The organism is Halohasta litorea (assembly GCF_024494645.1).
GTDB classification, from domain to species: domain Archaea; phylum Halobacteriota; class Halobacteria; order Halobacteriales; family Haloferacaceae; genus Halohasta; species Halohasta litorea.
The window spans coordinates 432,931-444,775 of sequence record NZ_JANHDJ010000001.1; the positions used below are offsets into that span (position 1 = coordinate 432,931).

10 protein-coding genes are annotated in these 11,845 nt (G+C 63.9%); 6 read left to right on the top strand and 4 right to left on the bottom strand.

Translation table 11 applies throughout. The features are described 5' to 3' along the window. The first annotated feature begins 33 nt into the window (after positions 1-33). From NO877_RS02270 to NO877_RS02280, 3 genes are all read left to right on the top strand, one after another. Positions 34-735 (top strand): type I 3-dehydroquinate dehydratase, encoded by a 702-nt coding sequence (locus NO877_RS02270; protein WP_256394668.1) that lies wholly within the window; start codon positions 34-36, stop codon positions 733-735. Positions 736-840: 105 nt separating this feature from the next. Next, positions 841-2,277 carry a sulfatase family protein gene (locus NO877_RS02275; protein WP_256394669.1) on the top strand — a complete coding sequence of 479 codons (1,437 nt, stop codon included), beginning with the start codon at positions 841-843 and terminating at the stop codon, positions 2,275-2,277. Beyond that, complete coding sequence (locus tag NO877_RS02280; protein WP_256394670.1) at positions 2,278-2,727, top strand: GtrA family protein; 450 nt, start codon at positions 2,278-2,280, stop codon at positions 2,725-2,727. It begins immediately after the preceding gene. A gap of 3 nt (positions 2,728-2,730) precedes the next feature. On the opposite strand, the gene NO877_RS02285 is transcribed toward NO877_RS02280, so the two are convergent. Continuing rightward, positions 2,731-3,006 carry a UPF0058 family protein gene (locus NO877_RS02285; RefSeq protein WP_256394671.1) on the bottom strand — a complete coding sequence of 92 codons (276 nt, stop codon included), beginning with the start codon at positions 3,004-3,006 and terminating at the stop codon, positions 2,731-2,733. A gap of 213 nt (positions 3,007-3,219) precedes the next feature. Here NO877_RS02285 and NO877_RS02290 point away from each other — a divergent pair, with 213 nt between their 5' ends. Together NO877_RS02290 and NO877_RS02295 are read left to right on the top strand one after the other, a co-directional pair. Further along, positions 3,220-4,575 carry a protein kinase domain-containing protein gene (locus NO877_RS02290; RefSeq protein WP_256394672.1) on the top strand — a complete coding sequence of 452 codons (1,356 nt, stop codon included), beginning with the start codon at positions 3,220-3,222 and terminating at the stop codon, positions 4,573-4,575. Next, complete coding sequence (locus tag NO877_RS02295) at positions 4,572-5,324, top strand: hypothetical protein (protein WP_256394673.1); 753 nt, start codon at positions 4,572-4,574, stop codon at positions 5,322-5,324. Before NO877_RS02290 ends, NO877_RS02295 begins: the two co-directional genes overlap by 4 nt. A gap of 18 nt (positions 5,325-5,342) precedes the next feature. Here NO877_RS02295 and NO877_RS02300 read toward each other — a convergent pair whose 3' ends face one another. Next, the gene (locus NO877_RS02300) at positions 5,343-6,908 is read right to left on the bottom strand and encodes a KaiC domain-containing protein (protein WP_256394674.1); all 1,566 of its coding nucleotides are present in this window, start codon (positions 6,906-6,908) and stop codon (positions 5,343-5,345) included. 163 nt (positions 6,909-7,071) lie between these two features. On the opposite strand from NO877_RS02300, the gene NO877_RS02305 reads away from it, so the two are divergent. Then, positions 7,072-7,899 (top strand): NAD(+)/NADH kinase, encoded by an 828-nt coding sequence (locus tag NO877_RS02305; RefSeq protein ID WP_256394675.1) that lies wholly within the window; start codon positions 7,072-7,074, stop codon positions 7,897-7,899. Between the two features lie 177 nt (positions 7,900-8,076). Here NO877_RS02305 and carB read toward each other — a convergent pair whose 3' ends face one another. Both carB and NO877_RS02315 read right to left on the bottom strand, forming a co-directional pair. Further along, positions 8,077-11,295: a carbamoyl-phosphate synthase large subunit gene (gene carB / locus NO877_RS02310; protein WP_256394676.1), complete on the bottom strand. Its 3,219-nt coding sequence runs from the start codon at positions 11,293-11,295 to the stop codon at positions 8,077-8,079. Between the two features lie 105 nt (positions 11,296-11,400). Continuing rightward, positions 11,401-11,784: a hypothetical protein gene (locus NO877_RS02315; RefSeq protein WP_256394677.1), complete on the bottom strand. Its 384-nt coding sequence runs from the start codon at positions 11,782-11,784 to the stop codon at positions 11,401-11,403. Between the last annotated feature and the right edge of the window lie 61 nt (positions 11,785-11,845).

Here is an 11,845-nt window from a genome sequence, read left to right on the forward strand (position 1 = left end):
TGCTGTTTTGCGGGTCGCCGAGAACTGCGAGGTATGCCGACACTCGATTTCGACTCGTTCGTGCTTGCGGCGGCGACCGACAACCTCGAAGCAGAGCCTGCGGCCCGCGAAGACGCCGATGCCGTCGAGTTCCGCCTGGATCTGGCGACCGACCCGCTCGACCAGCTTGCAGCGTACGACGGCGAACTCCCGCTGATTGTCACCAACCGCGCCACCTGGGAGGGTGGTGAGGCCGACGACGAAATCCGGCGACTCGATACGCTCGAAGCGGCAGTTGACCACGAGGCAGTCACGGCGGTCGACATCGAATGCGGTGCGCTCGATGGCAGCATCGCGGCCGCCGACACCAATCGGGCACGGCAACTGCGTGAGACGGCCCGAGATGCCGGTATCGTAGTCATCGCCTCGGTCCACGACTTCGAGTCGACGCCATCGGTCGACGGGCTGACAGAGCTGTTAAAGACGGCCAGCGACGAGGGCGATGTCGGCAAACTCGCGGTGACCGCCGCCGACCGCAGCGACGCGCTGGCGGTGCTGTCGGCGACCCACCGGGCCGCCGAAGCCGGATGGACCGTTGCCACGATGGCGATGGGGGCGGCGGGTCAGCACACGCGGGCGGTCGCGCCAGTCTACGGCTCGGCGATTGGCTATGCACCGGTCGACCCCGAGGGGGCGACCGCCCCCGGCCAGTACGATCTCGCAACGCTCCGCAGGCTGGTCGACGAGCTCCAGTAGCGGCGAACTCTTCTGTTCAATCGTTGGGCGGTCAGGGCCATCTGAGCGGCCAACCGAAAATATCAAGCGCAGCTATATCTCAGATACTGATACTCACTGAAAATTATGGATAGCTCTGGAGCCGTTTCAAATGTCGTTCTGCTGACGGTCGACTCGCTCCGGGCGGATGCGGTCGGTGCCTACGACGAGCGTCGACATACGCCGGTTATGGATTCGATCGCCGAGGCGGGGACGGTCTTCGAGCGGGCGTTTGCGACCGGCAACTGGACGCCGTTTTCGTTTCCAGCGATGCTTTCGGCGCGGCCGGTGTTTGCGGACTCGGGCCGGATCGGGATCACCGCCGAGCGGGCGCTCGCATCGGTGCTCTCGGAGGCAGGCATCTCGACTGCTGGCTTCAATGCGGCTAACGGCTTTCTGACCTCTCACTGGGGGTACGACGCCGGATTCGACGAATTCGAACCCTTCGTGGCGAGTGTCGGATCGAGCGTCTACAGCAAGTATCTGGCGACCCATCCGACCGTCGAGGCGTGGGTCCAGCTGGCCACCTCGCCGCTCCGGCGGGCTGGCTCGTGGCTCCGGCGCAACACCGACGACAGACCGTTCCTCGACACCTCCAGGATGTTCGACGTCGAACACGCCGCCACCTCGTTTCTCGAGACGGCCGACGCGCCGTTTTTCCTCTGGGTCCACTACATGGATGCCCACACGCCCTACGTCCCGGCCCCGCGGTACATCCGTGAGGTCTCCTCGAACTTCTTCGGGACCCACCGGATGCTGCATGCCCACCTCCGAACCGGCCTCGGCTGGGAGGTCGACGACCGCACGCTCAACGAACTTCGGACGCTGTATGCGGCGGCCGTCCGGCAGGTCGACGCCAGCATTGGCCGCCTCCGGGAGGCCCTCGAAGCCAATGGGCTGGCCGAGGACACGGCGATCATCCTGGCAGGCGACCACGGCGAGGAGTTCCAGGAGCACGGCCACCTCGCCCACTACCCCAAACTGTACGACGAGCTGATTCGAGTGCCGTTTATCGTCGATATCCCCGGCGAGGCCCCGCGGTGTGTCGACCCACAGGTAAGCCTCGCGTCGATTCCGGCGACCGTCGCCGACCTGCTCGGTGTGGACCCACATCCCGACTGGATGGGTGACTCGCTCGTCCCCGCGGTATCGAGCGGCGAAGAACCCGCCGACGAGCCGGTTGTCTCGGTGACGGTTCGCGGCGAGGAGGTCACCACCCAGCCAATCCCCCGATCGCTGTCGGACGGCGAGCTACTGGTCAGTGTCCGGGATCGCGACTGGATCTACATCGAGAACGTCGACGCCGACGAGCGGGAACTCTACCACCGGCCGTCGGACCCGACCCAACAGACCGATCTCTCGGCCGATCCGACCGCCGAGCAAGCGGAGGTGATCGATCGGTTCAGCCAGCGGGTCGAAGCCCACGCAGCAACAATACTGACGGGCGAGGACGCCGACGAGTCGACTGCCGAGGCCGTAGACGAGGATCTCAACGCACGCCTCGAAGCCCTCGGCTACAAATAGATGCTTAGATCGTTTCTCAGGAACCTCACTCACGGCCCCCTCACCCGACTGCTACGCCGGTTCGTCGCGGTCGGCGTGCTCACCGCTGGCGTCCAACAGCTCCTGTTGTGGCTGTTTCTCGATTGGGCCAGTCTGAACTACCTGCTGGGGGCGCTGATCGCCATCGAGATAACGATCGTTCTCTCCTATGTTCTCAACAACGCCTGGACCTTCGAGCGCTCACAGAATACGGGATGGGGGTCCTATCTGGTCGGCCTTTTAAAAACGAACCTCATCCGCGGTTCGGCGATCCCGATCCAGCTCGGCATCCTCTATGCACTCGTCGAATGGCTTTTGGTCCCGTTTTTCGCACCCGACGGGGTTGCGATTGTCCTGATAGGCAACGGGGTTGCGATCCTTATCAGTGGGATCTATCGGTTCGTCCTGGATGCGACGTGGACGTGGGGCTGACAGTCAGGACGCCCGCTTCGACGTGGAGTCCGAGTCGGTCCGAACGGCCTCGACGTCCGCCGGTGGTTCGTACTCGTCGCTCACCGCCGCCGCCAGGAGTGCGGCGAGCAGGAGGACTGCCGCCTCATGGTGGTCCCGCCGCGCGCGAAACGACACCGGCGTCACCCCGAGCTCGGTGTAGGGCTCGAAGTACGATCGGTCGACGATCCCCCGGTCGACGAGCCGCTCGGAGCACAGCACCAATAGGGCGTGCAAATGAACGAGCTCGGTTTTCTTCACACCGTGGTGTTGGCTCCCAAGCAAAGTAAACCCTCTGCGGTAATTGCTGACTACTCGTTGGTTAGGAGCGTTCTACTCCTCGAATCTCCGAGACCAGTCGGAACTATTGGTGCCGGTGGTCAGCTCCGTTATCGGCCGTCACAACCGTGTCGGCTGTCTGTTCGACCACATATTCAGAGAAACTATATGGTAGAAAACAATCTACATGAAATAATGAATGAATCGGGGAGTGAACAGCGCACCGCAGAGACGGTGTTGACCGCGGCGGTCACGGAACCCGAGACGTTCGACTCCCAGGAGATAAAACGGATTCTCCACCTCTTCGAGAGCCGCGACGAGACGGTGCGGCTCTCGGCGTCGTGGGCGCTTGGTCTCGTCGTTTCGGCCAACCCGGAGGCGGTCTCGGGGTCGGTTCGCGCACTCGCCTCACTGCTCGAAAGCGAACCCACGCGGCACCACGACGACATCCTCCGGGGCTTGGGCTACATCGCCGCCGAGTTCCCCGACCTCGTCAGGGATGCCATCGAGGAGCTCGACCTCGGCGACGACACTCGACACAAACAGCTCATTGCAGCGGTGCGTGATCGGGAGCTCTCGGGGTCGGTGACGACGCTCACCGGCGCGGAATCCGAATACACCGGTCTCGGGACGGTCGACGACGATTCCGAACCGGCCGAGGAGCGTCCCGAACCGGAACAGCGGAGCCGCCCGCCCGAGGAGCCGCCGCCGACCCCGCCAGCGATCGACGCCAAACGCGATGCGTTCGATCCGGTCAAATCCCGTGGCGCGGGGAGCCACGTCGACCTCTGGTTGGTCCGCTATTCGACCGGCTCCGGGACCCACTCGGCGCTACTCAAACGGATTCAACACCGCGCCCCCGCGGCCTTCGATACGGAGTTCACCGAGACGCTCGACGAGTGGCAGTCGGTCGACGACCACGACGCTATCGTCCCGGTGGTCGCCCACGGAACGATCCCCAAACCGTGGTTTGTCGTCGAATATCAAGAAGGTGGTCGGCTCAGCGACCGCCTCGGGGGCATCTCCGACCGGGAGACACGCTGGATCATCGACCGAATCGTCGATGCGGTCTGTCACGCCCACGCTTCCGGCGTGATCCACGGCGGGCTCACCCCCCGAAACGTGATCTTCAGCCGGAGCTACGATGACAACGTTTGGTCGTACCCAAAGATCAGCAACTGGGGAATCTCACAACTGCTCTGTCAGCTGTCGGCACTCCCGATGGGCGTCCCGCCGAAGTACGCGGCCCCCGAGCAGGTCGACCCCGAGGAGTTCGGCGGCGTCGACGCTTCGACCGACATCTATCATCTGGGGCTGATCGTCTACGAACTGTTGACCGGGCGGCTGCCGTTCGAGGACCAGCCGGGCGTTGTTCTTCAAAAAGCCGTCACCGAACAGCCCCCACCGGCCAGTCAGTTCAACGACGGGCTCTCGGAGGGCGTCGACACGGTGCTCGCGAAATGCTTCCGGAAGTCGAAACTCTACCGGTATAATACGGTCCAGGACTTCCGGACGGAACTCGATCAGGTGCTGGGTGGCGGGTCGCTATGACGCTGCTGGAGGACCCCGCGGGCACCGTGGTCGTCACCCGACTGACCGCCTACCTGCTGTTGTTCGTCGCCTCGATGAGTCTGACCTACTACACGATGCAGAACTCCCGTCGCCGGACGATCCGCTCGGAGATGTGGGGGTATGTCATCCTCGCGGGGATCGCCGGGACGCTGTATGCGCTCACCGGCACCGCCGAGGTCATCGCGGCGGCGGAGGTCCTCGACGCCGACATCGGCTTCGTCGGCTCGATCCGACGGCTCTGCCAGCTGTTCTTTATTATTTTCCTCGCGTTGTCGATGCGGGAGCTGTACTTCGAGTCCCCACAGGGGACCGGCGACCGGGGCGCGGACCTCCCGATCTCCATCGAGAGCATCCGGTGGATCGAGGCGGGGTTCCTCTGTATCGCGTTCCTCCAGTTCATGGCTATCATCCTCCTGGACCTGATCAACGTGACGCTCATCGTCCAACTGGCCGCGAGCATCGGCTTTACGCTCTACGGCGTCTCGTTTGCCACCCGGATCAAGGGAGCGGCAATGTCGAGCCGGACCGTCCTGGACACCATGCTCACCTACATCATCGCGATCCTGCTCAGCGCGGGCGGTGCGAGCGCTGTCGAGGTCGGGGTGCTCGCCGACATCCAGCCCGCGCTTGTCGAATCCATCAGCATCGTGCTGACGATTATGAGTATCACCTTCCTGCTCGTCCTCACGACGCGACTCAAACAGAATGTTGCTGATGTATCGGTATAGAGGGACGGGATCGGTCGCTCAGAAGATGTTGGCCTGACGGTGGACGCTCATCCCCTCGTCGGTCAGATCGTAGGGCTTGGTTGCCCGCGAGTGGTTGGCATCCCGGATCTTCTGGATCTCGATGGCCAGCCGGGTCTCCTCGAAGTTCGAGGTACGGACGTACCGCAGGACGAAGACGGCGTCGGTGAGGTATTCGACCGCGCCGTATCGGGAGGCGTGGCTCGAATCCTCGCTGGCCTCCGAGGTCAACAGCGTCGTGACGCCCGCCTCCTTCAGCGACCGGGTGAAATCGAACACCTCGCTCCGTCGTTTGGCGGGATGGTCGTACATCATCTCCAACAGCGAAACGGAGTCGAGCACGAGCCGCGAGGCACCGAACTCACGAATCAGCCGCGAGATGTCGCCCCGAATACTCGCCAAACTGTTGGCCATCTCGACGGGGTCGAGCACGACGACCGCCAGCTGATCGTTGTCGGCGTACTCCCGGAACGGCCACCCCTTCTCCTCGGCGGTCGACAACACGGCCTCCTCGGTCTGTTCGAGCGTGATGAAGACCGCGCGCTCACCGTTTTCCAGTGCCTCGTTGAGGAACTGGAGGGCGAACGTCGTCTTGCCGGTCCCGGCCCCGCCGATGATCCCGATCAGCGAGCGCTCCGGTACCCCGCCGAGGATCATCTCGTCGAGTCCGTCGATCCCGAGATCGATCCGGTCGATATCCGACTCGAAATCCTCGTCGTCGAAATCCTCGGGGCTCGACGGCGTCGGCGAGCCACCGCCACCACTGCCGCCACCGAAGCCGCCGAAGCCGAAGTCGTCGTCGCCCGATTGGCCCATTCCCTGGCCACTACCGCTGCCACCTCCGGCACTATCACCGAAGCCGAACGGGTCGTCGTTGCCACCGGTCTCGGGCTCCGGTGTCGACGCCGTCTGGGGCTTCGACGAGGCAGTCTCGGTGTCCGTGGTTGTGGCGGGGGTCTCCTCGTCCCCGTCAATACTGAAGCCGAACTCTTCGGGTGATTGTGCCGTCGACGGTCCCTTTGTGTCCGGTTCGCCTGTCCCAGCAGGCGAGGTCGGCTGTGGCTGGTCGGCTGTCGTCGCCTCACTAGCATCGGCTGTGCCTTCGTCGTCCGCGCTGGCTGGCGCTTCGTCAGCCGCCTCCGCATCGTCGACCGCTTGGTCGTTTCCATCAGCATCCTCGTCGTCAGCTGTCCCTTCGTCGCCGTCATCGCTGCTGAAGCCGAACTCTTCGGGGGATTGGGCCGTCGAGGAACTGTTCGTTGCCTCCTCGCTTTTGACGCCGAAGGCCGCCTCGTCGGCGGCTGTATCGGTCGACGGAGCGTCGTCGCTACGCTCGCCCTCGTCGCCCCCCGTCTCGGCAGCCGAAAACCCGAATACGTCGTCTTCCTCGTCGGTGTCGGCTTCAGCCTCGGAGTCGATGGATGTGTCGGTGGCCGTCTCTTCGTCCGAATCCTGGTCGTCCGTTTCGTCGGTCGTCCCTTCGTCCGTGTCGCGTTCGTCGTCCAGCTCCTCGACATCCTCCTCGTCGAGTTCGCTGATAGCCTCCTCGAACCAGTCGCTACTCATCCGGTCTCACCCTGGCTGCGAACTCCACCACCCAATCAGCTGGCCGCGCTGATCGCAGTGGTCGATGATTCATACCGGATCAAGAGTATCCGCAACTATGAATGTTCCCGTCGCACCGACCGGCTGACGGAGGGCTTTTGACTCCGGCTTGTGACCTGACTCCATGGACGTCGGAATCGTTGCCCAGCGCGACAACAGCCGGGCGACCACGCTGGCTGGCGAGCTCCGAACCGCACTCACCGCCGACGGCGTCGGCTGTCGGCTCGACGAGTCGACCGCGGCCGCCATCGGTGTTCCCGAGGCCGCCGCAGCCGTCGACAGCTTCGAGGAGTGTGATCTCGTCGTCTCCATCGGTGGTGACGGTACGTTCCTGTTCGCCGCCCGGGGGGCCGGTGGGACGCCCATCTTGGGCGTCAACCTCGGCGAGGTCGGATTTTTAAACGCCGTCACGCCCGAGACGGCCATCGAGGCCGTCCGCGAGGAGGTCGCGTCGTTCCGCGACGGCAGCCAAGAGGTCCGTGAGGCTCCCCGACTCAGTGCCGACACTGGCGGCTGGGAGAGCGTCCCGGCAGTCAACGAGATCGTCGTCACCGGCCCGCGGCGCGGCCATGGAGGCGGCGCGAGTTTCGCAGTCGCAATCGACGGCTCGCCCTACACCAGCGGCCACGCCGACGGCATTCTGATCGCCACCCCCACGGGGAGTTCGGCCTACAACCTCAGCGAGAGCGGGCCGCTGGTCCACCCCTCGATCAACGGCCTGATCATCAACGAGATGTGTGGCACCGAGGCGATGCCGCCGCTGGTGGTCGCCGGTGACTGTGAGGTCACCGTTCAGGTTGAGGACGCCGATCACGTCGTCGTCGTGAGCGACGGCCGCCGACCCCACGAACTCGATGTCCCCTGCGAGATCACTGTCTCACGATCCGAGCCACCGGTCCGACTTGCCGGGCCGGTCGCCGACTTCTTCGAAGCACTCGGCAAGCTCTCCTGAGCCGACTGCTTATAAATACACGGCGGCTTACGAAACGGCCTGAAAACGCCTTTTATAAAAAGTGTACTACTGGTTGTGATTGTAGCCGCCGCTGTCGACCCTTTCGCCGATACCGACTTCCGGAAAAACGGACCTCCAGCACCTAGTTAAAAACAGATTTCGGGCGTTAGTGACCGCCTACTTGCCCCACTCGGCGACCTGTTTCGGGCGATCCGAAATCGAGACCACGTCGAGCGGCTCGTCGGCGGCACGGAGTGCTTCGAGGGCGGCGTTCGCGCTGGCCGCGGTCGAGAAGTAGGTGAGATCCTCCTCGACGGCGACCTCCAGGAGGTTGCGGTCCCGCGAGATGATCAGATCTACGTCCCCTTTGCGGGCGGCATCCACGAGGTCGACGGCCTCACAGAACTCGAAGAACTCGCCGAACCCTTCGACCAGCGCCTCACCGGCCTCGGTGTCGGGGTCGGGGAACGTCTCATCGGAGAGATCGATCGCCACGACGCCCGACTTGGGGATCGGTTTGCCGGTGGCGTCCTGGGCTTTGTCGTAGGCTTTGCCGAAGCTGTCGGCGCTGCCCATGACCTCGCCGGTGGATTTCATCTCGGGGCCGAGACGCGGATCGGAGCCCTGGAGGCGGTCGAACGGCAGGACGACCTCCTTGACGCTGGTCTGTTCTGGGATCTGCTCGTCGACGTCCAGCTCGGCGAGCGTCGTCCCGGTCATCACCTTCGCGGCGAGTTTGGCGATCGGGACACCCGTGGCCTTCGAGACGAATGGGACGGTACGCGAAGAGCGCGGATTCGCTTCAAGCACGTAGACGACGCCGTCCTTGACGGCCAGCTGAACGTTCAGCAGGCCGACGGTTTCGAGCGCCTCGGCGATCCCTTCGGTCACATCACGCACGCGGGCCATCGTCTCGTCGGACAGCGAGCGCGGCGGGATCATACACGCCGAGTCCCCGGAGTGGACCCCCGCGCTCTCGACGTGTTCCATCACGCCGCCGATCAGCACGTCTTCGCCGTCGGCGACCGCGTCGACGTCCAGTTCCACTGCGTCGTCGAGGAACTGATCGACAAGGATCGGCTTGTCGGGCGAGACACGGACGGCCTCCTCGATGTAGTGTTCGAGTTCGGCGTCGTCGTGGACGACTCGCATCGCACGGCCGCCGAGCACGTAGCTCGGGCGTACGAGGACGGGGTAGCCGATGTCGTGGGCGAGTTCGAGGGCTTCGGTTTTCGATGTCGCAGTGCCACCCTCGGGCTGGGCGATGCCGAGGTCGTCCATCAGTTCGTTGAACCGGTCGCGGTCCTCCGCGAGGTCCATCGCCTCGACCGTGGTGCCCATGATATCGCAGTCGAGTTCGCGGCGGTCGATCTCCTCCTGGAGCGGCTCGCCGATATTCACGGAGGTCTGGCCGCCGAACTGGACCATGACGCCGTCGGCGCCGGTGGCTTCGATCACGTCGGCGACCTCCTCGGCCGAAATGGGGTCGAAGAACAGCCCGTCGGAAGTGTCGTAGTCCGTCGAGACCGTCTCGGGGTTGTTGTTGACGACGTGGGCCTCGATCCCCATATCGCGCAGGGCTTGGACGGCGTGGACCGAACAGTAGTCGAACTCCACGCCTTGGCCGATACGGATCGGGCCGCCACCGACCACGACGACGCTCTCGACGTCCTTGTTCACGCGCAGTTCGCCCGCGGCGGCATCCCCGACGAGGGGACCCTTCTGGAACTCCGGCAGGCGCGCCGAGTAGTAGTAGGGGGTTTGGGCGGCGAACTCCCCGGCACAGGTGTCGACCTGTTTGTAGTTACGACCCGGTACCTCCTGTTCGACGGTATCCACACTGACGCCTCCGTCAGCGATTTCGGCGATCTCGTTGTTGGTATGCCCCGCCACGGCAGCGGGCGTGAAGTCGCCGTCCTGGGCTGCTTGGGCCGAATCGGCCACACGCTTGAACCGCTCGACGTACCACTCTTTGATGCCGGTCAGTTCGATGATTTCGTCGACCGAATAGCCGCGGTCGAAGGCCTCGAACATGGCGTACGGTCGGTCCGGCGTCGGTGATTCGAGATACTCGGCCTCTAAGGTCTCGTCGTCGACATCGACCCAATCGACGGCGGGGTCGTACTCCGAGGAGCGCAGGGCCTTCAACAGGGACTCCTCAAACGTCGAGCCGATCGCCATCGCCTCGCCGGTCGATTTCATCGCCGTCCCGAGCTCGAAGTCGACGTCCTCGAACTTGTCTATCGGCCACCGTGGCACCTTCGTGACGATGTAGTCGATCGCGGGCTCGAAGGCCGCAGTCGTCTCGCCCGTAATCTCGTTCGTAATCTCGTGGAGCCGCTTGCCGAGTGCGACCTTTGCGGTCACACGGGCAATGGGGTAGCCGGTCGCCTTCGAGGCCAGCGCGGAGGACCGCGAAACGCGGGGGTTGACCTCGACGACGCGGTACTCGCCGCCCGGCGAGCCGTCGTCGTGCCAGGCGAACTGGATGTTACAGCCGCCCTGAATTCCGAGTTCCCGAATGACTTTGAGCGCCGCCGAGCGCATCTCCTGGTGGCCGTCGTCGGGGATGACCTGCGAGGGGGTGACGACCGTAGACTCGCCGGTGTGGATGCCCATCGGGTCGATGTTCTCCATGTTACAGATGATGATACAGGAGTCGTCGGCATCGCGCATCACCTCGTATTCGAGTTCGACCCAGCCGGCGATCGACTCGGTGACCAGCACTTCGCTGTTCCGCGAGAGGCGGAGTCCTTTGCGCACGCGCTCGACGAGCTCCTCGAACTCGTGGACGATGCCCGACCCCGACCCGCCGAGGGTGTAGGTCGTCCGGGAGATGACTGGGAGGCCGCCGACCGCATCGACGGCGTCCTTGACGCGCCCGCGGAAGGCGTCTTCGTCGAAGTCGGTGACCGATTCACCCTCATCGAGCGAGATGGTCGTCGATTTCGGCACGGGTTCGCCGATGTTTTCCATCCGCTGGCGGAACAGATCGCGGTCCTCGGTCGCGTAGATCGTGTCCAGCGGCGTCCCCATGATGTCGACATCGAATTCGTCGAGAACGCCCTCCTCGGCGAGTTCGGCGGTGACGTTGAGCCCGGTCTGACCGCCGAGCCCGGCGATCACGCCGTCGGGCTGTTCCTGTTCGATGATGTCGGCGATGGCTTCGGTCGTAATCGGCTCGATGTAGACCTCGTCGGCCATCTCGGGGTCGGTCATGATCGTCGCCGGGTTGGAGTTGACCAGTACGACCCGTGCGCCCTCCTCCTGGAGTGCCCGGCAGGCCTGGGCACCGGAGTAGTCGAACTCGGCGGCCTGCCCGATCTGGATCGGGCCGCTGCCGATGAGGAGGATTGTGCGGTCTTCCGTGTCGGCCGAACTGCGCTCCGTACTCATTACACGGCCGAAGTACGCTCATCGTAATAAGGCCGACGATAAATTGCGAGATCCGTAGTGATTTTCCGAATTTCGAAAGTGATGCTGTAGCATACCACACACTGCTCAGTCGGAGTCGGTCGGTGGCGGGTCGGTCGCCGAGCCGAATCGGTTGACGACGGGTGTGTGTCGGCCGTACCGCCAGTCGTACAAGAGAAACGTGATGCCGAGCGCGCACAGCGCGAGGAACGTGAGTTCGATATTCAGCGCGCGAAAAACCGGTTCATCGAGCGTTCCGTGAAAAAAGAAGAGATCGGCGAGTTCACCGTCGTGGATGGTTTCGACTGCCGTCCCCTGACTGCCATCGAGGATTTTCGAGCCATCGGGGACGAGCGCCCAAATCCCGCCGAGAAACGCCCCCGTGAGTCGGTACCGGGTAAGTGGGAGCGCCCACAGGAGTGCAAGGATACTCACGAACCCAACCGTGAAATGAACGATTGCGAATGCCATCTGCCCCTCGTAGGCGGTCGAAACGTTTCGTTAGGAACAGCATACGGTCCCATTGACTCAC